Genomic DNA, 21422 nt, shown 5'->3' on the forward strand with positions numbered 1-21422 from the left:
GAGGGTTCGATGGTTTCCGGTCACCCCGACCTGATGGGCCAGGGCGGGGTAACCATTCTGTGATCTCCGCTGCTCCAGCCGGAACTTACCCACGCAGCCTTAGTTAGGCACTTTGGGGGGTGAATACGGTTTGCTGGATGCGAAATCGGCGAGTGGATGCCGCAGGTCTTTTCAAGGAGTGCCAACGGCATTTCACGCTTCGCTCTGTGGGGCGCGTGTTTCATGGCGATCTTTGCGGCTCTCGGCGGTACCGCCGTCTTGCGTTCGGACTTCGTCACCGGCGTTGGCCGGCCGTTGGCGCAACCAGTGCCGTTCAGCCACAGGCACCATGTCGGCGAGCTCGGCCTCGATTGCCGTTATTGCCATAGCGGCGCCGAGACTTCGTCATCGGCGGGTCTGCCGGCGACCGAGGTGTGCATGACCTGCCATTCGCAGCTGTTCACCAACGTGGACATGCTGGCGCCGATACGGGCAAGCCTTGCTTCCGGGCAGCCATTGCAGTGGCAGCGGGTGAACAGTGTCCCCGACTTCGTCTATTTCAATCATTCGATCCATATCGCTAAAGGCGTCGCCTGCGAGACGTGCCATGGCGAGGTCGACGACATGCCGCTGATGCGGCGGGCGCACGCACTATCGATGGAATGGTGCCTGGCATGCCATCGCGATCCCGAGCCTAATTTGCGTCCGCCGGAGGACGTGTTCCTGATGCACTGGAAGCCACCGGCCGGCATCGCCGAAATCCGCCGGTCACTCATCAGCCTTCTCGATATCCACCCCGAGACCATGACCGACTGTTATGTCTGCCACCGCTGACAAACCGATCGCGGCTCCAGACATGGCCGGCCTGCGCGAACGGCTTTCGCCCGGCCCGGAGCTGTGGCGAAGCCTCGACGAGCTCGCCGATACGCCGGAATTCCGCCGCTTCGTCGATGCCGAATTTCCCTCGATCGCCGAGCGCATCCCGCGGCTCGACCGGCGCACGCTGCTGAAGCTGATGGGTGCATCGCTGACGCTGGCCGGGCTTGCCGCCTACAGCCGGGCCGAAGACATCCTGCCTTATATCCGCCAGCCGGAAAACATCGTTCCCGGCAAGCCGCTTTATTACGCGACCACGCTTTCGAGCGATGGCTACGGTATCGGTGCGGTGGTCGAAAGCCATGAGGGCCGGCCGACCAAGGTGGAAGGCAATCCCGACCATCCGGCCTCGCGCGGTGCGACGGACGCCATCATGCAGGCGGCGGTGCTGTCGCTTTTCGACCCCGATCGCTCGCGCATGCCGCTGAAACACGGCGAACCGGCGGCCTATGGCGACTTCCTTGCCGACATGGCCGAGCTCACCTCGCGGCTGGCCGGCTCAGGCGGTGCCGGCGCGGCGCTGCTGATCGAGGCGACGACCTCGCCCACCATGAAGGCGCAGCTCGAGGCGCTGCGCGCGCGCTACCCCAGGCTGAGGCTGTTCCAGCACGATCCCCTGGCAACGCCGTCCGGCGCCGAAGCCACGCAGACCCTTTTCGGCAGGGCGCTTGCACCGGTCTACCGGTTCGATCGCGCCGACGCGATTGTCAGTCTCGACGCGGATTTCCTGGGCGAGGGCCCCGGCCGTCTCGCTTACGCCCGTGACTTTGCCGCGCGGCGTCGCGTGCGCCGGGCGGACGATACGATGAGCCGGGTCTATGCGGTGGAATCGACGCCGACGATCACCGGCGCTGCCGCCGATCACCGCAGGCCGGTGCGGCCGAGCGAGGTCGAAGCCGTCGCCGCGGCGCTGAGCGCGGTGCTTGGCGGCGAAGCGGCGCCAAGCGCCTTGGCACTGGACCCGGCCTGGCTGGCTGCCACTGCGGACGATCTGAAGGCGGCCGGCCGCTCGGCGCTGATCGTGCCGGGCGTCCATCAAACACCGTTCGTCCATGCCGCGGCTCTTGCCATGAATGCGCGGCTTGGTGCGCTTGGCAACACCGTGGAACTGATCGAGCCGCCCGACGCGATGCCCATCGAGGGCGACCTCGCTGCACTTTGCCAGGCGATCGCCGCGCGAGATATCGACACCGTTGTCATACTCGGCGCCAATCCTCTCCACACCGCACCTGCGGGGTTCGATGTCCGCGACGTGTTTTCGCAGCTGAAGCTTCTTGTCCACTGGGGTCTCTACCGCGACGAAACCGCCTTCGCCGCACACTGGCATGTCCCTGCTGCGCATGATCTCGAAAGCTGGAGTGACCTGCGCGCCCATGACGGAACCGCGTCGATCGTGCAGCCGCTGATCAGGCCGCTTTACCAGGGGCGGGCGGTGCATGAAATCCTGGCCGTGCTTGGCGGTGAATTCGCTGTTTCTGCGCTGCCGCTCGTCCGCCGGACATGGGCACAAACGACTTGGGCGCAAGCACTGGACGATCCCGCGTGGCGAAAGGCGCTTCGCGACGGCTTTGTATCCGGAAGTGCCAGCACTCCAGTCGATGTTGCGATGCCGGCGGATTTGCGCGGCCTGAACCCGCGCGTCGAAGCGGCCAAAGGCGTCGAAATCCGTTTCGTCGCCGATCCCTGGCTGCGCGACGGACGCAATGCCAACTCGTCCTGGCTGCAGGAATTGCCGCGGCCACTGAGCAAGATCGTCTGGGGCAATGCAGCGCTGATATCGCCAGCGACGGCGGGGCGGCTTCAGGTGGAAAACGCCCGGGTCGTCAATATCGCCTCGAACGGCACGGACATCGATGCGCCGGTCTGGATCATGCCTGGCCATCCCGACGAGACCGTGACACTTGCTCTGGGCTTCGGCCGGAAGCTCGGTTCGGTGGCAGCACTCGCCGACGGCCACGACGCGTACAGGCTGCGAAGCCTCGAGGCTCCCTGGATCGTCTATGGCGCCACGGTCGCGCCGCGGGACGGCAGTGCGCGGGTCATCACCACGCAACACCATCAGGCGATGGAGGGCAGGGCGATCGTTCGCCATGCTTCGCTCGAGGCCTTCCGCAAAAATCCACACTTCGTGCGCGACGGCGCCCCGCCCGCGCCAACCGGATCGCTCTATCCCGACTGGCAATACAGCCAGGAAGCCTGGGGCATGTCGATCGACCAGTCGGCATGCATCGGCTGCATGGCTTGCGTTTCTGCCTGCCAGGCGGAAAACAACATCGCCACCGTCGGGCCGGACGAGTCGGCACTCGGCCATGAGATGCATTGGCTGCGGATCGACCGCTACTACTCCGGCCCGCTCGACGATCCCGACGTCTTTTTCCAGCCGGTGCCTTGCATGCATTGCGAGAAGGCGCCGTGCGAGGTCGTCTGTCCGGTCAACGCCACCACCCACACCCATGACGGGCTGAACGCGCAGGTCTACAACCGCTGCATCGGCACGCGCTACTGCTCGCAGAACTGCCCCTACAAGGTGCGGCGCTTCAACTTCCTGGACTTCCAGGAATTCGACAAGGATGCGGCCGGACCGGAACAGGCCGCGCACAATCCAGACGTCAGCGTCCGTTCGCGCGGTGTGATGGAAAAATGCACCTACTGCGTCCAGCGCATTTCCGAAAAACGCATCAAGGCGCAGATCGAAAACCGCCACATCGCCGACGGCGAAGTGGTGACCGCCTGTCAGCAGGCCTGCCCGACACAGGCGATCGTTTTCGGGGACCTCAACAGCAAGGGCGCCGCTGTCGTGCAGGAAAAAGCAGCGCCGCAACACTACGCCTTGCTCGAGGACCTCAACACGCGACCCCGCACCACCTATCTCGGCAAGATCAGGAATATCAACGGCCGTCTCTCGCCAGGCGGGAAAGCCGATGGCTGAGGCTATTGCTGGAAAACCGGGCGCACTGCCCGTTCTGCGCGGCCGGCACGACCTTCCGGAGATCAGCGGCCGTATCAGTGCGATCGTCCTCGACGGCAGGCTGCCGCGCTATTTCTGGACCGCGTTTTTCGCCTGCTTCGTCTTCGTCCTCATCTTTCTCTATTCGATTACCTATCTGATCTCGGTCGGCGTTGGCGCCTATGGCGTCAACATTCCGGTTGTCTGGGGCACGATGATTGGCAATTTCGTCTGGTGGATTGGCATCGGCCATGCCGGCACGCTGATCTCGGCGGTGCTTCTGCTTCTGCGCCAACCATGGCGCGCCTCGATCAACCGCTTTGCCGAGGCGATGACGCTGTTTGCCGTGGCAATGGCGGGGCTTTTCCCGATCCTGCATCTCGGCCGCCCGTGGTTCTTCTACTGGCTGCTGCCGCTACCCAACACGCATATGCATTGGCCGCAATGGCGCAGCCCACTGGTCTGGGATTTCGCGGCGATCGCCACCTATGCCAGCGTTTCGCTGATGTTCTGGTATATGGGCCTGCTGCCCGATCTCGCCGTCCTGCGCGACCGGGCGAAATCGCGCCCGGCGCAGCTGTTCTACGGGATACTGGCGCTCGGCTGGCGCGGTTCGGCCTTTCATTGGGCGCGCTACCAGACGGTCTATTTCCTGATGGCGGCACTGGCCACGCCGCTGGTCGTCTCGGTGCATTCGATCGTCTCGCTCGACTTCACCTTCGCCATCACGCCGGGCTTCCATTCGACTATCTTTCCTCCCTATTTCGTTGCCGGCGCGCTGCTGTCCGGCTTCGCCATGGTGCTTACCATCGCCATCCCGCTGCGCTGGGCGTTTTCGGTCCAGGATCTGATCACGCTGCGGCACATGGACAATGCCGCCAAGCTGATGATCGCCGCCGGCATGATCGTCATCTACGGCTATGCCTCCGAGGCTTTCTTCGCCTGGTATTCGGGCGAAACCTATGAGCGCACGATGATGTGGCAGCGCGCCTTCGGACCCTATGCGCCGCTGTTCTGGACCATGCTCGCCTGCAACGGCGCTGTTTTGCAATTGCTCTGGTTCCGGCGGGTGCGCCTCAACATGCCAGTGCTGTTCGCCATTGCCCTGATCATCAATGTCGGCATGTGGATCGAGCGCTACGTCATCGTCGTCACCGGGCCAAGCCGCGATTACCTGCCGTCGTCCTGGGGCGAACAATCACTGAGATGGCTCGACTTCGGCATCCTGTTCGGCTCGATCGGCACCTTCTTCGCATTGGTCTTCCTGTTCATCCGCGTCCTGCCGGCCATCACCATTTTCGAGGTCGAGGAGCTGGCCGGGGAGAGGGGCGGCGCAAGATGAGCCTTTACGGCGTCATTGCGGCTTTCGCCGATCCCGAAGCGCTGACCGAGGCGGTCCGCACCATGCGGGCGCGCGGCTACCGGCGCATGGACGCGTTCTCGCCGTTCCATGTGCATGGGCTGGCCGACATGCTCGGCATGCGCAAGACGCGCTTGCCATGGACCATCCTTGGCGGCGCCATCGTCGGCGCGGTGTTTGTCTATGGCCTGATCCTCTATTCGGTCGAGATCGATTTTCCGCTCAATGTCGGCGGCCGGCCGCTGCATTCCTGGCCGGCCTTTCTCGTCATCGCCTTCGAGGCCGCGATACTTGGCGCTGCGCTGGCCGCATTCTTCGGCATGCTGGCCGCCAATCGCCTGCCCGAATATTACCACCCGGTCTTCAACGCCACGAGCTTCACCTATGCGCGCGGCGGCAAGTTCTATCTGCTCGTCGAGGCCGCCGATCCGAAGTTCCGCAAGGGCGTGACCAAGGGCCAGCTGACACGGCTCGGCGCCGAAACCGTCGAGGAGGTGGAGGCGTGAACATGCGCACGATCCTGCTGTCGGCAGCCTTGCTGGGCGCCGGCTGCCGGCAGGACATGGAGGACCAGCCGCGCTACGATCCGCTCGAAAGCAGCAACCAGTTCGCCGACGGCATGTCGGCGCGGGCGCCGGTCGAGGACACGGTCGCACGCGATGCCGATCTTTCGCCGGTACCCGACACTTTTCCCTATCCGGTCACGATGATGCTGCTGCGGCGAGGCCAGCAACGCTTCGACATCTTCTGTTCGCCTTGCCACGGCCGCGCCGGCGACGGCCACGGCATGATCGTCGAGCGGGGCTTTCCGGCGCCGCCGACCTATCACCAGCACGCGTTGCGCAAGGCGAGCGACAGGCATTTCTACGACGTCATCAGCAACGGCTATGGCGCCATGTATTCCTACGCGGCGCGTGTCCCGCCTGCCGACCGCTGGGCGATCGTCGCCTATATCCGCGCCCTGCAATATTCGCGCGATGCACCAATTGCCGAGCTGCCGGAAAGCCTCCGTGCCGAGCTCAATGCGGAGCCGGATCGATGATGCGGGCGATGATGCGGCTTGCCACCGAACGTTTGATTTTGCCGGCGCTTGCCGTGGTCGCCGTCGGACTTGTGCTTTGCGCCACGGGATTGGCCTTCGACTTCAGAGCCATGTTGGCCGGCTGGCTGCCTGCGGCGCTCTTCCTGCTCGGCCTGCCGCTCGGCGCGCTGACCATCCTGATGGTGCATGGGCTGACCGGCGGCCGCTGGGGCGAGGCAATCCGCCAGCCGCTGCGCGCTCTCGTCGCGACGCTGCCGCTGGCGCTGCTTCTGCTGCTGCCGGTTCTGCTCAGGCTCGACCTGGTCTTTCCCTGGGCGAGTGCCGACGCGGCTGCATTGCCCGAGACGGTGCGCCAGAAATTCTCTTATCTGAACGTTCCGTTCTTTTTGCTGCGCTTTGCCGCCTGCGCCGCGATCTGGCTGGTGCTGGCGTGGCGCGTGCTTGACTGGACAACGACCGATAGCGGTCGTGGCAGCGCCGGCCGCGGCAAGGCCTATGCCGCTGGATTGATTGCGCATGGGCTGGCTGTGACGATTTTTGCCATCGACTGGATGCTCTCGCTGGAGCCGGAGTTCTCCTCGACCATCTATGCGTTGCTGGAAGCGTCGGCCGAAGTCGTCGGCGCTTACGCCCTGGCGATGACGGTACTGTGTGTTAACCGCTCGATCGAGGTCATGGCGGGCGGCGAGGAGGATGTCGCGCTCAGCGAGGATTTGGCCAACATGCTGTTCGGCTTCGTGCTGCTGTGGACCTACCTGTCGTTCATGCAATGGCTGGTGACCTGGGGCGGCGACCTGCCAAACGAGATCCGTTGGTACCTCATCCGCAGCAGCAATGGCTGGCAGTATCTGCTCTGGCTGCTGATTGCGCTGCAATTCGCGGTCCCCTTTGCCGGGCTGCTCAGCCGGGATCTGAAGCGCAGCCATGCCGGCCTGCTGTCGATCTGCGGCATCGTGCTGGCTGGCCACTACGTCGATGTCCTTTGGCGGATCAGACCGCCGTTGGCGGACGGCAATGTGATCGCATTCTGGTACGATCTTGCCGCGCTGGCAGGAGCTGGCGGCCTCTGGCTTGCGCTGCTGCTTTTCGTGCTTGGCCGGCCGGACCGGATCGCCCTCTGGTGCCGGAGGCCGGTCCATGGCTAGGGCAGCCCGCCATCCCGAAACGCGCGACGTCTGGCCGGGCGCGCTGCTTGCCTTCGCGGCCGGCCTGCTGCTGCTCCTGGCCGCAACAGTCATCGTCCTCGGGCTCGTCTTCGACACCAGGCCGTTCGGGCCGCTGCCGGGGCCATCATCGGTCGGCAACCGGGCCAGTCCAGCCTTGCAGCGCTTTCCAGAAGACGACCTCGCTGCCTTCCGCAAGGCGGAGGAGCAGGAGCTGAACAAGGTCGGCTGGGTCGACCGCACCGCCGGCATTGCCCGCATTCCGATCGAGGACGCCATGTGGGCGATCGTCAGCCATGGTTTGCCGAACTGGGGGCAGCCGGCGCCGGCCGCCGGCGCCGACTGCCGATTGGTCGAGGCCGAGATACCACGCGCGCCACAGGCCGCTCGCTGCCGGACCGCGCCAGCCCAGGGAGGCCGGCCGTGAAGGCCTGGCTAACCGCTTTTTCCCTTCTCGCGGCACTGCCGGCCATGGCCTTCGCACGCCCGGCCTTCGATCCCGAGATCGGCGCGCAGCTCAGCCTCAACCGGGTGTTTCGCGATGCGTCCGGCGAGCAGCGCACGATCGGCCAAATGCTTGCCGGCCGGCCGGCGCTGCTGATTTTCGGCTACGACAAATGCCCGAACCTTTGTGGTGTGACCCAACAGGCGGTCGCCTCGGATTTGAAAAAGACCTCGCTCGACCCCGACACCTATCGCGCTTTGTTCGTCTCGATCGATGCCGCCGACACGCCCGAAGATGCGGGCGATGCGCAAGCCACGGTCGCCGCGGCGGCCGACGCGAGGAACCTGTCGGCGTGGCGGTTCCTGACCAGTGCCGACGGCGCCGGCGGCGCCCTTGCCGCGGAAGCCGGCATCAGTTTCGACACCCGCGCCCGGATCGACCAATTCGCCCATCCGATCGCGGTCATCGCGCTGACGCCAAAAGGCCGGATAGCGCAGGTGCTGCCGGCGCTGAGCTTCACGCCGCGCGATCTTGAGCTTGCCCTTGTCGAGGCATCTTCCGGCAGGCTCGGCTCGATCGCCGATCATGTCTTCCTGCTCTGCGCCGGCTTCGATGCGTCCAAGGGGCGATATACGCCGGCGATCTGGGCTGCGTTGAAGCTCGCCAGCATCGTGATGGTGGTGGGGTTGGCGACGGCCATACTGCTGGCGCGCGGGAGGCGGGCGTGAGCTTCGGCATCCGGTTTTTCCCGCAGGAAGCCTCGTCCATCGCAGGCAGCGTCGATGCCTTGTTCTACACATTGCTGGCTTTCGCAGTCGCGCTCGGCCTGTTCCTGACCGTTCTCGTTGTCGGCTACGCCGTCAAATATCGTATCGGCTCCGCAGCCGACCGTACCGGGGCGCGTGCCCGCAGCCTGCCGCTGGAGATGGCGTGGACCATTGCCAGCCTGGTGATGGCCTTCATCTTCTTCGGCTGGGGCGCAGTCCTTTTTGTCCGGCGCGACCGTCCGCCACCGGACGCCGTCGAGATCGCCGGCCTCGGCAAGCAATGGATGTGGGAATTCCGCCATCCCGGCGGCCAGCGCGAGATCAACGAGCTGCACGTGCCGGTCGGCAAGGCGGTGGTGGTGTCGCTGGCATCACAGGACGTCATCCACTCCTTCTACGTGCCAGCCTTTCGGGTCAAGCAGGATGCCGTTCCCGGACGCACGGCCAATGTCTGGTTCATCGCCACGCAGCCGGGGCGTTATCACCTGTTCTGCGCCGAATATTGCGGCACGCAGCATTCCGAGATGGGCGGCTGGGTGACGGTGCTGGCGCCGGAGCAATATGCATCATGGCTCGGCAGTCAAGGTGAAGGCGAAAGCCTTGCCACGAGCGGCGGGAAACTGTTCCGCGCGCTCGGCTGCTCCGGCTGTCACGGCAATTCCAGCAAAGTGCGGGCGCCCGGCCTCGATGGGGTTTTCCGCCAGCCGGTGGCGTTGGCCAACCGGCAGACGGTCATCGCCGACGAACGCTATCTGCGCGATTCGATCCTTGTCCCGAACAAGGAAATCGCCGCCGGCTACCAGCCGGTGATGCCGAGCTTCGACGGTCTCGTTGACGAAGCCGAACTGCAGATGCTGATGGCCTATCTCAAATCCCTATCGCTCCAATCTCCCTCGTTCCCGGCGGCAAAAAACGAGGCGCCGCAATGAGCAGCGATTTGGCGTCGGCAAGCTATCTCGCAGAAGGTGCCGGGCCGCGCTCCTGGCTGCTGACAACAGACCACAAACGGGTGGCGTGGCTCTATTTCGTCTCGCTGACGGCCTTCTTCTTCCTCGGCGGAACCTTTGCCGTGCTGATGCGCATCGAGCTTGCGACGCCGGCCGGCGACCTGGTCTCCGACGATGTCTACAACCGGCTGTTTTCGCTGCACGGCATCATCATGGTGTGGTTCTTCCTGGTGCCGTCGATCCCGGCAACGCTCGGCAATTTCCTGCTGCCGCTGATGATCGGCGCGCGCGACCTCGCCTTTCCCCGGCTCAACCTGGCAAGCTGGTACGTCTTCATGTTCGGCAGCCTGTTCGCGCTCGCCTCGGTGGTTTTGGGCGGCGTCGACACCGGCTGGACCTTCTACACGCCGCTGTCGACGCTCTATGCCAACGGGTTTGTCTCGACCGCGGCATTCGGCGTTTTCATCGTCGGCTTTTCGACGATCATGACCGGCATCAATTTCATCGTCACCGTCCACACCTTGCGAGCGCCTGGCCTCACCTGGTTCCGGCTGCCGATCTTCGTCTGGACGCTGTACGCCACCAGCCTGGTGATGGTGCTGGCGACGCCGGTGCTTGCAGCATCGCTGATCCTCATCGTGCTGGAGCGCGTCTTCGGCATCGGCATCTTCAATCCCGACCTCGGCGGCGATCCGCTGCTGTTCCAGCATCTGTTCTGGTTCTACTCGCACCCCGCCGTCTACATCATGATCCTGCCAGGCATGGGAGTGGTCTCGGAAGTGCTGCCTTGCTTTAGCCGCCGGCCGCTGTTCGGCTACAAGGCCGTCGCCCTGGCTTCGATGGCGATCGCCGTCTTCGGCTTTCTCGTCTGGGGCCACCACATGTTCGTCAGCGGGCAGTCGGCCTATGCCGGCGTGGTGTTTTCGTTCCTGTCCTTCTGCGTCGCGATCCCATCGGCGATAAAGGTCTTCAACTGGAGCCTGACGCTGCGCAAGGGCGAAATCAGCTTCGAGACGCCGATGCTTTATGCGCTGTTCTTCCTGGCATTGTTCACCTTCGGCGGGCTGGCCGGCCTTTTCCTTGCCGCGCTCGCCATCGACGTCCACGTTCACGACACCTATTTCGTCGTCGCCCATTTCCACTACATCATGGTAGGCGGCATGGTGACCGCCTACATGGCAGGGCTGCATTTCTGGTGGCCGAAACTCACCGGCCGAATGTATTCGGAGGTTTGGGGCCGTATAGCCGCGGCTGTGACCTTCATCGGCTTCAACCTGACCTTTTTTCCGCAATATGTGCTCGGCTTTCTGGGCATGCCGCGGCGCTACCATACCTATCCGCCGGAATTCGCTTTCTGGCACATCCTGTCGTCGGCTGGCGCCGTGGTGCTGGCGATTGGCTATCTGATGCCGCTCCTCTACTTGGCATGGTCGCTGTTTCGAGGCGCGCAGGCGCCGGCCAATCCGTGGCGAGCGACCGGGTTGGAATGGCAAACAAGCTCGCCGCCGCCAGCGCATAATTTCGATCGCATGCCGACCGTCACCAGACCAGCCTACGACTATCCGATGAAAGGCCTGACCGAGAAACGGTCGGACCCGGTGGAGGATCTGGTTTGAAGTCACCAACGACAAGCATCGCCTTCGACCGGCCGGCTCGCGAAACGGCAGCCGACAGCTTCGCCATGTGGGTGTTCATCGGCTCCGAGGTGATGCTGTTCGGCGCCATCCTGCTCGTCTTCATGTTTGCCCGGTTGAGTTATGGCGACGCCTTCGCCGGCGCGGCGAAGCATCTGTCGCTGCCGTTGGGCACGGCCAACACCGTCGTCCTGATCACCAGCAGTTTCGCTATGGCGCTCGCCCATATGTACACGGCCGCGCGGCGATGGCGCGCCGCTGGCTGGGCATTGGCTGCGACGGCGCTGCTCGGCGTCGTCTTCCTGGCGATCAAGGCGACGGAGTACGCCAGGGAATTCAGCGAAGGGCTGGCGCCGGTGCTCGGCGCACCTTTCATCTATAAGGGCCCGGATACTGTTCATGCCGAATTCTTCTTCGGCCTCTATTTCGCGATGACGTCACTGCACGCCTTGCATCTGATTTGCGGCGTAATCGTCATCGGCGGCATCCTCGCGCTGTGGCCACGCACGATCGAGGCCAGCCGGTTCCGGCGCGTGCAGGCAATCGGCCTCTATTGGCATTTCGTCGATATCGTCTGGGTCTTCCTGTTCCCCGTCCTCTATCTGATCAACAGATGAGCGAGTTCCGCAAACTCACGCTTGCTTATATAGGGCTTTTAGCCTTGCTGGCCCTGACCGTCGGCTCGTCCTTCCTCGCGCTCGGCGGCTTCAATTCGGCACTCAATCTGGTGATCGCCGCGGCCAAGACCGCCGTCATCGCCATCCTGTTCATGCATCTGGCCAGCGACGGCGTCCTGCCGCGTCTTGCGGTCGCTGCTGCCGGGTTTTGGCTGATGATCCTGTTCGGGCTGACGCTGATCGGACAATAGGCCGAAGCGGCGCACCTCGTGATGCCTTGCCTGCGCTCGGACCGGCCTTACAGGGCCGGCATTTGCTCGGCCGCCGACGTAGAAATCTTTTGGCCATGGCCGTTGAGTTGCCTGGCCTCGTCCTCGGCTGCGTCTTCGAGCTTGGCGACGAGCAGATCCTTGAGGTCGCCAACCTCTTCCTCGATGTCTTCGATGGGTACGCCGGCGTCGGCCGCCTCTTCCTTGCATTCCCTGGCGAGGATTTCCGCCTCCCTTTCAAGCTTGATCGGAGGCGGCGGCACATGAACGTTTTCGTGGATCCAGTCCTGCAAGAATTCTATCGCACTGTCGCTCATGGCGCTCACCTATAGCGGCAACCCTGTAGTGCACATTAACGTACGTGTTGCAAAATGGATGCTTGGCAACGCCGGATTTCGGGTAGCGATACTTGACGATAGCGTGATCGCTTAGGAACTGGAGCTTCTGCAGCCAAATGGAATCACTTGGCGTCGCGGAATTGCGTCTAACCAGACAGTTGGAGCGGGATCTAATTTGAAAGCATCCCGCCCTAAGACGTGTTGCGCCGACGCGCCGGTGTTGCTCGATTCGGATCGCTTGTCGGCCGACCATCGTCATCGGCAGCAGCCGGTCGTGTCGGCCGCTCAGCGGCGCGGTCGGCGCGCATTTTGCGTTTATGCGCCATCCAGAACGGCAAGAGCTCGGCAAGAAAACTGTATATCGTGGTCTTCATCGGCATGCTCCGGACAACGGTTACAACTCGTGGTCCCGCATTTCCGTTCCGACAAAGAGTTGCGTTCCGACAAATCCGTCGCTTCTATAATTGCGATTCGATCGGCAGGCAGCCAACCAACGCTGCAACGATACGCCGATAGAGACTGGCCTCCGGTTCACGCGAACATTGCCGCATCTCGCCATCCGCGATGCCGAGCCACCGCACGGCGCCTTTGTCCAGGACCAGCTGATAGCTCGTCTGCGGTGACTTTTCGTGCTCGAACAGCCGGCGCAACTCCATCACCAGATTGGCATCGTGGAAAAGCACGCCCATTTCCGCATTCAACGACACCGAACGCGGATCGAAATTGAAGGAACCGACAAACCCCAGCGTGTCGTCGACCGTAAAGGCCTTGGTATGGAGGCTGGCTCCCTTTGAGCCGAAAACGGAGATGTTGGCCTGGCGGTTGAAGGGTTGCAATTCGAAAAGCTGGACACCTTTTTTAAGCAGCTTGCGGCGGTATTTGGCATAGGCGCCGTGCACGGCGGCGACGTCCGTCGCGGCGAGCGAGTTGGTGAGGATTGCAACCTCGGCGCCACGATCCACCAGCTTCGACAGGATGGCCAACCCGGTGCGGCCGGGGATGAAATAGGGCGAGACAATTTCGAGGCGCTGCCTGGTCGCCGCGATAGCGGGAAGCAGCTCTTTGGTCAGCCAGTTCCTGCGCCGCTTGCCGCGCACCTTTTCCGGCGGATCGGAAATGACGCGAACGCCTTTCGTCCAGCAGACGTCGCTGTGCGCTGCAATGAACTCCGTGATCGTGCGCCAGGCACTGAGGCTGTTCAAAAGCTGGCCGTCCGCGGTCGCATCGAGATTGTCGAGGAAATCGGCGCGCGAGCCCACCGCAGCCGGGTTGAGCAGCTGGATCGGCTTTGCCGCCTCGCAATTCCAGAACGCCTCGAAGATCTGCATCGTCTGCCCTACGGCAGGACCGAGAAGCAACAGGTCGAGATCACGGAAATTTGTCTCCGCGGCGTCGAAATAGGCATCGCCGATATTTCTTCCTCCGACGATGGCCAGGCTCCCGTCGACGATCCAGGCCTTGTTGTGCATGCGGCGGGTCATCGCAAACAGCCGGGCGACCATCTCCAGCGAGCGAAAGATGCTGCCGTTCCTCATGCCGCTGGGGTTGAACAGCCTCAGCTCGATGTTCTTGTAGCTGTTGAGCGCCAGGTAAGCGGCGTCGCTGTTGCGCGGATTTATATCATCCAGCAGCATGCGGACGCGGACACCGCGCTCCGCCGCCCTGACGACCTCTTGCATCAGCAGCCGGCCGCTATGGTCGTCGTGCCAGAGATAGTACATCAGGTCGAGGCTGCTGGTGGCACTGCGCGCGGCAAGGATTCGTGCGGCAAATGCATCATAATTGTCGGCGATCAGCAGCAGCCCGCTATCGCCGGCCGCGATCTTGTCCCGGGCAACCCGCGAAATGGCCGTATCCATGAAATACACCGGCAAATATCAGCGAAGCAAACGATCTGAATCTGACTAACAACCCTCCAGGTTCATTCTGGTTGCAGTCGCGGCTGCCTTATCGCGTCAAGGTTCAGGCGGGCCTTGATGGGCAGATGGTCGGAGGCGCGCTGCGCCAGCGGCGTCTTGTGCACCTCGATGCTGGAAATCAGGTGCGGCGGCCTGGCCAGAATGCGGTCGAGCGCAAACAGCGGAAAGCGCGACGGAAAGCTCGGCAGAACCGCATCGATCGGACCGAAATGCGGCAGCAGGGCCAGCAGCGAAGACCTGTTGCGGACCCGCCATTCGTTGAGGTCGCCGAGCAGGATTGTTGGCCGCAGAACCGGGTGCGTGGCTTCGACAAGTGCGTTGGCTTGCTGCGAGCGCGAGCGCCGCAGCAAGCCGAAATGCGCGGCTATAATCCTGAGCGAGACGCCCTTCAGCTCCAGGTCCGCGATGACCGCGCCGCGCGGCTCCAGGCCGGGCAGCCGGATCTGGTTCACGCTTTCGACCACGCCGCGGCGTGCCAGGATCAGATTTCCATGCCAGCCATGGCTGCGGCGGTTTTCCGGGATGTGTGTGGGGACGAGGTCGCTGTCGCGCTCGAGTGCTGCGAGATCCAGCAATCCCTGCCTGCTTCCGGTTCTTTCGTCGGCCTCCTGCAAAGCAATGATATCGGCGTCGAGTTCCTTGACCACGGCCGCGACCCGCTCCGGATCGAACCTGCCGTCGGTGCCGACGCATTTATGCACATTGTAGGATGCGACCGTAGTGCATGAAATTTCATTGCCGGGTGCCGCAAACCGCGGCACTTCCCTTCGCAGCGCAGCGCCAAGCGACCTTGGGAGGGTAGGCGATCGATCCAGCATGTGGTCCATTTGCTGTTGAGTCGGCGAGTGGCGGCCATTGCGATTATGGCGCGTGCGGAGGTCTGAAACAACGACGACCTTGCAGAACCGTTCCCGTCGGTCTTCTTCCACCGCGAGCAGCGGTGAGGTTTCACTGGAAGTCTGCCTCTGTCATGGAACAATCGCAGCCACGCGCGGTTCAGCAAACTTGCGCCGAAAACGATCTGACGCCATGCGGCGTGATCGAAACGGGATGGCCGGATCATGGAAACACCCGCCTTCTGCACCACGCCGTTGCTGCGCATCGCGTACATCGCCGGTGGCCCTGGAGCCGGCGCGCCCGTCCTGCTTCTCCACGGCTGGCCGGACGACGCAACCACCTTCACGCGCATTGCGCCTGTCCTGCATCGTGCTGGCTTCCGCACCTTTGCGCCGTGGCTGCGTGGGTTCGGCAAAACCACCTTCCTGTCGGACGAGACCATGCGATCCGGTGAAATTGCCGCCATGGCTCAGGACGTGATCGATTTCGCCGACGCACTTGGCCTCGGCCGTTTTGCGGTCGTCGGCCACGATTGGGGCGCTCGGATCGCTTACCTGCTCGCCTCGGTATTTCCCGAACGGATACGGTGCTGCTCGGCATTGTCGCTTGGCTGGCAGCCGGGCGAACTCGCAACGCCGCCGCTGGGCCAGGTCAGGGCATTCTGGTACCAATGGTTCATGGCAACGGATCGCGGCGCCGAGATCGTTCGCCAACAAGGCAAGGCGTTCGCGCATTTTCAATGGGAAAGCTGGAGCCCGCCCGGCTGGTTCGAGGAAGAGCTTTTTGACAGCGTTTCCGCTTCCTTCGAAAATCCCGATTGGGCCGACGTGACGTTGCACTCCTACAGGGTTCGCTGGGGCGAAGCCGATCCCGATCCGCGCTACGCCGATCTTGCCCGGCGCCAGATTTCCGCCAAGTCCATTCCCGCGCCTACTCTGACGATCCACGGCGATGCCGACCGCGTTGTGCTGCCGCAATCGTCCGAAGGCAAGGAACGATACTTCACGGCCCATTACGAGCGCCAGCTTCTGGCTGGCATCGGCCACTTTCCGACGCGCGAAGCACCCGAGCGCGTTGCCGATCACCTTGCCAGGTTCCTCGACAGTTTCGGAAGAGGAGAAGCGTAGAACTGGAACCCTGACCGGCGATAGTACGTTTCGGGAAGGCAGCGCAGTCAACGGAGAAGTCGAATGCAGTCCTTAGCCGCAGATTCCGCCCCCCGCCCAGGCCCGCTCAGGATTGTCCCGTTTGATGGAACCGTGACCATCCGGTTCTCCGATGCCATTATTGCGTCGAGCGAGCGGGCAAAGGTGCTCTATGAAGACGGCCATGATCCTGTTTTCTACATACCCTTCGAGGACATCTATTTCGACCTCTTGGAGAAGACGAACACGACGAGCCACGGCCCGCTGAAGGGCACGGCAAGCTATTGGCGTGTTCATGCGGTCGGTTCGTCGGCAGAAGACTTCATGTGGGCCTACGAGACGCCCGACACCCCGGCATTGGCGATCGCCCGCCATGGTGCGTTCGATCCCGGCAGGGCGCGGATCGACGCCGATCCCGCGGAAGACAAGCGGCACACGCCGCACGTCACCGAGTAGACCCACATCGGCGACAGCCGCCAGCTGTCCGTCAGCTCGCGAACTCTTCCCTGAGAATGCGCAGGCCGTCTTCGTATTTCGCTGTCGAGGCACCGATCTGCCGTGCCTGCCATAGATTGTCGGCGAGATCGGCGCGCTTGACCGGCAATGCCAGCGGGCTGGCCGCAGCCCTGCGAACGAACGCGGCATCGCCCTCGTTCGGCCGCCGCGTCATGGCATCGACGGCCGATACGATGGATGGCCCGAACCCGGCCGCCTCAAGCCGGTCGCGGTTCCAGCCGTCGCCTTTTTCGATGACGTCGTGAAGATAGGCGATGGCTTTCTGGTCGAGCGTTTCGACGGCATCGACGACCCGGCGGCAATGTTCGATATAAGGCCGCCCTGTCTTGTCCGTCTGCCCGGCATGAGCCTGTTCGGCGATTTTCGCTGCGCGATAAAGCACGCTCATTGGGTCGACCCCGTAACGAACAGCGCATGTCCTGGCTAACGCGCCATCGTCAGCGCGAGTTCCGATGCACCGCGGGAACCCTGCTGCCTCACTTGCGAGCTGAATGCCGCGGCGGCGGGCGCGATAGTCAGGAGACGCGTTCAAAACTGTCGAGGCTGGTTCCAAACGCGCGCCAGGCGGGGAGTTTCCTGGCACGGGCCGGGGCACCTTCCTGTTCCGCCGACAAAGCAGCATCCGCAACGGTGTGCCACAGCATCTCCAGCTTCCCGTTCCTGAGGATGCCGGTATAGCTCACCGCCGCGGCTCCGACCCGCCCTTCGGCCGCGCAGGTGAATCCGATGACGTCTCCATGGCAGGCTCCGAACAGCGGCACGGTCATGCCGAAGAAGGCGCTGTCCTCTAGCGCCGTCCTGAAGGTTCCGCTGATCCGTCCGCCCTCTTCGGTGGTCAGTTCGACCACCGACCCGTACTGATTCCGCCAGGTGCCCAGCCAACTCATCGCTGCTCCTCCTGATTGCTACCAAAGGGATTGCGTTGCCACACGGCCGCCAAGCCGCGGCCGGTGTAGCGGCCTTCAATCAGCCGCGATGCCAGCCATCGACATCTGAACGAAGCGCAGCGGCGCTTCCAGCGTCCAGGTGATGCCGTGCCTGGCGAATTCCAGGCGGCCGGTGCCGCTGAGCGCCTGCGGCGTGACGCGTTTGAGCACAACCGTTCCGAAACCGCGTCGCGTGTTTTCATCCACCAATGGTCCGTCCAGTTCCCGCCAGACAAGGCGGAAGCCGTCGCTGCCATCGGCGGCTGGGGTCACGGTCCATTCGACCTCGACCCGTCCGTCATGGTGCGACAGCGCTCCGTGTTTTACCGAATTGGTGGCCAGCTCGTGAAAGGCAATGCCGAGATATTGCACCGCGTTCGGCTGCAGCATGATCGTCGGCCCGCTCATCGACAGACGGGCCTGTGTCGCGAAGGCCTTGGTCTGTGCATGGATCAATTCGCCGATGGTCGCGCCACGCCATTCCGCATCGACCAGGAGGTCGTGCGATTCCGAAAGGGCCATGATGCGTTCCCGGACCCGTGAAAGGAAGGCCTCTGGCGTACCCGCCAGCTTGCTGGTCTCGCGGATCATCGAGACGATCACCGAATACTGGTTTTTAACGCGATGGTTGACTTCGCGCATGAGTGTGCGGATGCGCCGTTCGCTTTCCTTGTGGGGGCTGATGTCGCGCGCGATCTTGGAGGCGCCGATGATACGCCCGATGCCGTCGCGTATCGGCGAGATGGTGAGCGAAACCGGAACCAGGGTGCCGTCCTTGCGCTGCCGGATAGTCTCGTATGAAGGAATCCGTTCGCCGGCGCGAATGCGGCTGATGATCATGGCTTCCTCGTCCAGATGGTCGGGCGGGATGAGGATCGTCACCGGGCGCCCGATCGCCTCGGCGGGCGTATAGCCGAACAGGCGTTGTGCCGCGTCGTTCCAGCTGGTGATAATGCCGTTCAGGTCTTTGGACACGATGGCGTCCATCGAGGATTCGACGATGGCGGCGAGCCTTATGCCGGCGTCGTCGGCCAGCGTCTGCACGCGCAGGTCGAGCAGGGTGTTGATGGCGCCGACAACCTCGCCGGCTTCATTGCGAAGCAGGACCGGATGCGCACTGAACGGGATGAGTTGGCCGTCCGGCCGCTCGGCGATGGCTCGGCCCCCACGAACGTCCCGCTCCTCGAGCAAGGCAACGGCCATTGGACACTCGTCATGCGCCATCGGTCGCCCGTCGAGGTGGCGAAGCTTCCATGACCCGCACCAGCGATCCTGGCCGATAACCGGACGATATCCCCAGAGATCGGCAGCGGCTTCGTTGAAGAAGGTGATGTAGCCTTGTTTGTCGGTGGTGTAGACGGCCACAGGCAACGCCTGCATCAGATCGGCGGAGGAAACTTGCGGGATCCCGCCAGTCCTTAGTTCAACGACGTCCACCAGTCCCCCGCTCCGCTTGGCTTGCCGACGGATTGCTACGTCATCTAAATGCGCGCGAGCGTTTTCGGTTCCGTTCGATCCGCTTTCGGACATTCAGGCTGATTTGCGTTTCGGGGCCGTTCTCGGCTTTTTGCTGGGAGCCTTGCCGCCTTCCTGCGCCAGGCTTTTGCGCAGAACATCGGCGAGATTGATGACGTTCGTCTTGGGCTCAGGTGCCGGCTTGGGCGGCTTCTTGCCCTTGCGCTTGGCCTCGATCATTGCAACCAGCGCCTTTTCATAAGTATCGTCGAACTTCGACGGGTCGAATTTGGCCGGCTTCTTGTCGATCAGCAATTGCGCGATTTCCAGCATCTCGGGATCGACCTTGCGAGCCTTCAGCCCTTCGAACACCGCGTCCGCCGCGACCACTTCATTGTGGTTGCGTAATTCCGTCATCAGCATGCCCTTGCCCAGCGGCTGGATCAGCACCTCTCGGCCTCGCTGGTACAGCACGACGCAGGAGCGGGCTGCCACCTTTTTCCTGGCCATGGCGTCCCGGATCACCGCGAAAGCCTCCGTGGAGGGCGCGTCGGCCGGAACGAGATAGTAGGGTTTTTCGAGGTAGCGTGCGTCGATTTCGGCGGCAGGCACGAACTCGCCGATCTCGAGCGTATGCTGCGATACCATCTTCAGTTTCTTGATTTCGTCCGGCTCTATATGGATGAACTCACCCTTTTCGACCTCATAGCCTTTTACCTGCTCCGCCGCCTCGACCGTATCGCCGGTCTCCTCGTCTAGATAGGCGCTCTTGACCGGGAGACCGTCCTTGCGGTTCAGGATCCTGAAATGCACTTTCTCGGCCTCGCTGACGGCACCGATGATCTTGACGCCACAGGAAACCGATCCGACTTTCATAAAGCCCTTCCAGGCAGCTCGCGGCGTCGCCATGTCGATCACTCATTTGTCGAACGGACGGAACGGCTGCGCGCGGAAATCGTTCCGCCATGGCAGGCTGTTCCATATGCCGGCCCGGACGTTCGTTTCATTTTCGTCAGGGGAATAGCGGAATGGCCCAACGCAGCGCAGGATTGCTCATCTTTCGCCGAAGGGAAGGACATCTCCAGGTCTTGCTGGTGCATCCGGGCGGCCCATTCTGGGCGAAGAAGGACGACGGCGCATGGTCGATCCCGAAGGGCTTGGTCGACGAGAACGAGGACGAGCTGGCGGCAGCAAAACGCGAGGCCGAAGAGGAACTCGGTCTTGCCATCGACGGGGATTTCGAAAGCCTTGGCAGCTACAGGCAGCCGGGCGGCAAGCTCGTCATCGCATGGTGCGTCGAGACGGATTTCGACAGCGACGCCATCAGCAGCAACACCTTCGTCATGGAATGGCCGCCAAGGTCCGGCTCGATGAAGGAATTTGCCGAAGTCGACAAAGCGGGCTGGTTCTCCCTGCCTGAAGCCAACCTCAAGATCCTGAAAGGCCAGCGCGCCATGCTGGCGGAGTTTGCCGGCCGGCATGGCGACGGATGAATTTGTTTCAGCCCAGTTCTTAGGGCAGTGCTCGGGCTTCCTCACCGCTCTGCTTTAAGCGCGTTGCGGCCGCAGCGTGCGCAACGTGATCGAATAGCGGTGCTCCGCAACCGGCGGAATGCTGTGCTCCCATTCGTTGCGCGCAGCACCCGTCATCAGATAGGCCGATCTTGGCTCGACGGTGACCGTCTTGCGGTCCCATCGCGTGCCGTTTTTCCGCCGCAGGCGAAAGCTGCAGGCGGCCAGCAGGGAAACACCGGCGACGGCCTCGGAATGAGGCTTGTCGCGGTGCCAGCCGATACCGGCGCCCGGCCGGTACTCGTTGATCAGCACCTGCACGAAGGTCTCGGCGGGCAGGCGGGCGAAGGCTGCAACCTTTTCCCTGAGCGGCAGCAGAAAGCCGGGTATCGGCGGTGCCTCGACGACTTCGCGCCGGTCGTAGTCATAACGCAGCCCGAAGCCGACCACCCGCCGATTTGCCAGATGGCCGTGAAAGTCGAAGGCCTGAAAAGGCAGGGTTGCGAGCTGGCTCGCGAACGCTGCTTCTTCGTCCGGCGTGATCAGTTCGGGCCGGTAGCGGAATCCTTCCGGCAGGTCGTCGGCGGCGGCAAAGAGATCGCCCTGGCGGGCTGCAGCCGATGTCTTGGGCGATGGCATCAACCGTATTTGGTGAAGCCGGCCCGTAGCGGCAAGGCTGGCTTCGGCAGCAAGGAACCTCGCTCTCAGTGCAGGGTTATTCACACGACG

The 21422-nt window shown here is 63.2% G+C and carries 23 protein-coding genes; 15 read left to right on the forward strand and 8 right to left on the reverse strand.

Annotated features, from left to right (window positions below; translation table 11 throughout):
• Nucleotides 1–156: 156 nt before the first annotated feature.
• Genes NKJ32_RS01950 through NKJ32_RS02005 form a run of 12 tightly spaced genes read left to right on the forward strand, consistent with a single transcriptional unit; the run spans nt 157 to nt 12028 of the window.
• Nucleotides 157–813: a cytochrome c3 family protein gene (locus tag NKJ32_RS01950; protein ID WP_502897371.1), complete on the forward strand. Its 657-nt coding sequence runs from the start codon at nt 157–159 to the stop codon at nt 811–813.
• On the forward strand, nt 797–3784 hold the full coding sequence (locus NKJ32_RS01955) for a TAT-variant-translocated molybdopterin oxidoreductase (RefSeq protein WP_352826713.1): 2988 nt from the start codon (nt 797–799) through the stop codon (nt 3782–3784). Before NKJ32_RS01950 ends, NKJ32_RS01955 begins: the two co-directional genes overlap by 17 nt.
• Complete coding sequence (nrfD, locus tag NKJ32_RS01960; protein WP_023677090.1) at nt 3777–5144, forward strand: NrfD/PsrC family molybdoenzyme membrane anchor subunit; 1368 nt, start codon at nt 3777–3779, stop codon at nt 5142–5144. The genes NKJ32_RS01955 and nrfD overlap by 8 nt, the downstream gene beginning before the upstream one ends.
• Nucleotides 5141–5668, forward strand: coding sequence for a DUF3341 domain-containing protein (locus tag NKJ32_RS01965; protein ID WP_023677089.1), 528 nt, complete (start codon nt 5141–5143; stop codon nt 5666–5668). Before nrfD ends, NKJ32_RS01965 begins: the two co-directional genes overlap by 4 nt.
• A gap of 2 nt (nt 5669–5670) precedes the next feature.
• Entirely contained in the window at nt 5671–6204 is a 534-nt protein-coding gene (locus NKJ32_RS01970) for a c-type cytochrome (RefSeq protein ID WP_352826801.1), read from the forward strand.
• On the forward strand, nt 6201–7349 hold the full coding sequence (locus NKJ32_RS01975) for a hypothetical protein (RefSeq protein WP_023677087.1): 1149 nt from the start codon (nt 6201–6203) through the stop codon (nt 7347–7349). The genes NKJ32_RS01970 and NKJ32_RS01975 overlap by 4 nt, the downstream gene beginning before the upstream one ends.
• Nucleotides 7342–7794, forward strand: a complete 453-nt coding sequence (locus NKJ32_RS01980) for a hypothetical protein (RefSeq protein ID WP_352577677.1) — start codon at nt 7342–7344, stop codon at nt 7792–7794. The genes NKJ32_RS01975 and NKJ32_RS01980 overlap by 8 nt, the downstream gene beginning before the upstream one ends.
• Nucleotides 7791–8540: an SCO family protein gene (locus NKJ32_RS01985; protein ID WP_352577676.1), complete on the forward strand. Its 750-nt coding sequence runs from the start codon at nt 7791–7793 to the stop codon at nt 8538–8540. The genes NKJ32_RS01980 and NKJ32_RS01985 overlap by 4 nt, the downstream gene beginning before the upstream one ends.
• Nucleotides 8537–9508 (forward strand): cytochrome c oxidase subunit II, encoded by a 972-nt coding sequence (gene coxB, locus NKJ32_RS01990; protein WP_352577675.1) that lies wholly within the window; start codon nt 8537–8539, stop codon nt 9506–9508. Before NKJ32_RS01985 ends, coxB begins: the two co-directional genes overlap by 4 nt.
• Nucleotides 9505–11142, forward strand: coding sequence for a cytochrome c oxidase subunit I (ctaD, locus tag NKJ32_RS01995; protein WP_023677083.1), 1638 nt, complete (start codon nt 9505–9507; stop codon nt 11140–11142). Before coxB ends, ctaD begins: the two co-directional genes overlap by 4 nt.
• Nucleotides 11139–11777: a cytochrome c oxidase subunit 3 gene (locus NKJ32_RS02000; protein WP_352577674.1), complete on the forward strand. Its 639-nt coding sequence runs from the start codon at nt 11139–11141 to the stop codon at nt 11775–11777. The genes ctaD and NKJ32_RS02000 overlap by 4 nt, the downstream gene beginning before the upstream one ends.
• Nucleotides 11774–12028 carry a cytochrome C oxidase subunit IV family protein gene (locus NKJ32_RS02005; protein WP_023677081.1) on the forward strand — a complete coding sequence of 85 codons (255 nt, stop codon included), beginning with the start codon at nt 11774–11776 and terminating at the stop codon, nt 12026–12028. Before NKJ32_RS02000 ends, NKJ32_RS02005 begins: the two co-directional genes overlap by 4 nt.
• A 47-nt stretch (nt 12029–12075) precedes the next feature.
• Here NKJ32_RS02005 and NKJ32_RS02010 read toward each other — a convergent pair whose 3' ends face one another.
• The 3 genes from NKJ32_RS02010 to NKJ32_RS02020 form a co-directional block, all read right to left on the reverse strand.
• The gene (locus NKJ32_RS02010; RefSeq protein WP_352577673.1) at nt 12076–12363 is read right to left on the reverse strand and encodes a hypothetical protein; all 288 of its coding nucleotides are present in this window, start codon (nt 12361–12363) and stop codon (nt 12076–12078) included.
• Between the two features lie 479 nt (nt 12364–12842).
• The gene (locus NKJ32_RS02015; protein WP_352577671.1) at nt 12843–14243 is read right to left on the reverse strand and encodes a phospholipase D family protein; all 1401 of its coding nucleotides are present in this window, start codon (nt 14241–14243) and stop codon (nt 12843–12845) included.
• A 62-nt stretch (nt 14244–14305) separates the two neighbouring features.
• Nucleotides 14306–15121 (reverse strand): endonuclease/exonuclease/phosphatase family protein, encoded by an 816-nt coding sequence (locus NKJ32_RS02020; RefSeq protein ID WP_023677076.1) that lies wholly within the window; start codon nt 15119–15121, stop codon nt 14306–14308.
• Nucleotides 15122–15364: 243 nt separating this feature from the next.
• Here NKJ32_RS02020 and NKJ32_RS02025 point away from each other — a divergent pair, with 243 nt between their 5' ends.
• Nucleotides 15365–16267 carry an alpha/beta fold hydrolase gene (locus tag NKJ32_RS02025; protein ID WP_352577670.1) on the forward strand — a complete coding sequence of 301 codons (903 nt, stop codon included), beginning with the start codon at nt 15365–15367 and terminating at the stop codon, nt 16265–16267.
• A 63-nt stretch (nt 16268–16330) separates the two neighbouring features.
• Nucleotides 16331–16741, forward strand: a complete 411-nt coding sequence (locus NKJ32_RS02030; protein WP_502898210.1) for a DUF427 domain-containing protein — start codon at nt 16331–16333, stop codon at nt 16739–16741.
• A gap of 31 nt (nt 16742–16772) precedes the next feature.
• Here NKJ32_RS02030 and NKJ32_RS02035 read toward each other — a convergent pair whose 3' ends face one another.
• The 4 genes from NKJ32_RS02035 to ku form a co-directional block, all read right to left on the reverse strand.
• Nucleotides 16773–17189, reverse strand: coding sequence for an HD domain-containing protein (locus NKJ32_RS02035; RefSeq protein ID WP_352577668.1), 417 nt, complete (start codon nt 17187–17189; stop codon nt 16773–16775).
• A 127-nt stretch (nt 17190–17316) separates the two neighbouring features.
• Nucleotides 17317–17688, reverse strand: coding sequence for an avidin/streptavidin family protein (locus NKJ32_RS02040; protein WP_352577667.1), 372 nt, complete (start codon nt 17686–17688; stop codon nt 17317–17319).
• Nucleotides 17689–17763: 75 nt separating this feature from the next.
• Complete coding sequence (locus NKJ32_RS02045; protein WP_352577666.1) at nt 17764–19164, reverse strand: PAS domain-containing HWE histidine kinase family protein; 1401 nt, start codon at nt 19162–19164, stop codon at nt 17764–17766.
• 93 nt (nt 19165–19257) lie between these two features.
• The gene (ku, locus tag NKJ32_RS02050; protein WP_023677071.1) at nt 19258–20091 is read right to left on the reverse strand and encodes a non-homologous end joining protein Ku; all 834 of its coding nucleotides are present in this window, start codon (nt 20089–20091) and stop codon (nt 19258–19260) included.
• A gap of 119 nt (nt 20092–20210) precedes the next feature.
• Between ku and NKJ32_RS02055 the strand changes: the two genes are divergently transcribed.
• Nucleotides 20211–20675: an NUDIX hydrolase gene (locus NKJ32_RS02055; RefSeq protein WP_352577665.1), complete on the forward strand. Its 465-nt coding sequence runs from the start codon at nt 20211–20213 to the stop codon at nt 20673–20675.
• 54 nt (nt 20676–20729) lie between these two features.
• Here the strand turns inward: NKJ32_RS02055 and NKJ32_RS02060 are convergent, their stop codons facing one another.
• Nucleotides 20730–21332 carry an alpha-ketoglutarate-dependent dioxygenase AlkB gene (locus tag NKJ32_RS02060; protein ID WP_352577664.1) on the reverse strand — a complete coding sequence of 201 codons (603 nt, stop codon included), beginning with the start codon at nt 21330–21332 and terminating at the stop codon, nt 20730–20732.
• Nucleotides 21333–21422: the final 90 nt, after the last annotated feature.

Source organism: Mesorhizobium sp. M0159 (assembly GCF_040322295.1).
Lineage (GTDB): Bacteria > Pseudomonadota > Alphaproteobacteria > Rhizobiales > Rhizobiaceae > Mesorhizobium.